Source organism: Promicromonospora kroppenstedtii DSM 19349, from assembly GCF_000515355.1.
In the GTDB taxonomy this organism is placed as follows: domain Bacteria; phylum Actinomycetota; class Actinomycetes; order Actinomycetales; family Cellulomonadaceae; genus Promicromonospora; species Promicromonospora kroppenstedtii.
Genome location: NZ_KI911744.1, coordinates 90,357 through 91,304 on the forward strand (window position 1 = coordinate 90,357; position 948 = coordinate 91,304).

Below are 948 nucleotides of genomic sequence, written 5' to 3' on the forward strand. Positions count from 1 at the left end.
CCGCCAGCAGCGTCAGCCCGAGCAGCACGGGCCAGCGGCGGCGCAGCCACGCCAGGTCGAACCCGTGGACGTGCTGCGTGTACTCGGCCGGCCGCAGCAGCATCGCCGCCGCCATGGCCAGGACCATCAGCACGTGGCCCCAGAGCATCACGTCGCCCGCGGTGGCGGCCCCGGCCCGGAACAGCGTCAGCAGCACCACGAAGGGCACGGCCATCGCCGCGTTCATCTCCCAGATCGCCCGCCACGAGTGCCGCCGCAGGCGCATCCACACCGTCATCGCGGCGACCATGTCCAGGAGCATCACCACGGCGCCGACGTCGGGCCGGCCCAGCGCCGCCTCGACCCCGAGCGCGGCACCCGCCCAGTCCCAGGCCGGGCCCAGCAGCAGCATCCCGAGCACCATCACCACCACCATCTCGGCCAGGTGCGCCAGGAACCTGCCGACCGTCCGCGCCCTGGTCACCGGGGTGGCATGGTGGTGGGTCGCCGTCCGCACTGCGGTGTCCCCCGTGCCGTCCCCGTGGCCGTGACCGTGCCCCGCCGCCGTCGTGCCCGTGTGCGCCGTCGTCTGCGTCATCGCTCCGTCTCCTTCCGTGCGGCGCTCCTCGCCGCGCTGTTCTCCACGCTGTCCGACGGCGACGACGGCCTGTAGTGCGAGACCGCACCCCTGCGCGGGCACCTGTCACAAGGTCGTGTGACAGATGTCATCGGGCCCCTGCGGTACACCCCCGGACAGGCGGCGCCGCTGGCAGGATGGCGTCATGAGCACCGGCCCGGCCGTCGCGGACGACGGCGGCAGCGGACTCGCGAGCTTCCGCCGCAACGTCTGGTGGGGACTGGCGGGCACGGTGGCGTGCGTGCTCGGTTTCGCCGTCGGCGACTGGGTGCTCGACCCCGACGTGCCCGCCGGGCTGCGCGCCCTGACCGGCGTGGCCACCGCCGTCACGA

Annotated in this window: 2 protein-coding genes; one reads left to right on the plus strand and one right to left on the minus strand. The window is 74.3% G+C overall.

Annotated features, from left to right (window positions below):
- The coding region (locus PROKR_RS24585; protein ID WP_211240232.1) for a hypothetical protein at nucleotides 1-577 on the minus strand (577 nt) is incomplete at its 3' end.
- Nucleotides 578-761: 184 nt separating this feature from the next.
- Here PROKR_RS24585 and PROKR_RS36120 point away from each other — a divergent pair.
- A partial coding sequence (locus tag PROKR_RS36120) for a hypothetical protein (RefSeq protein ID WP_036968914.1) occupies nucleotides 762-948 on the plus strand: 187 nt, incomplete at its 3' end.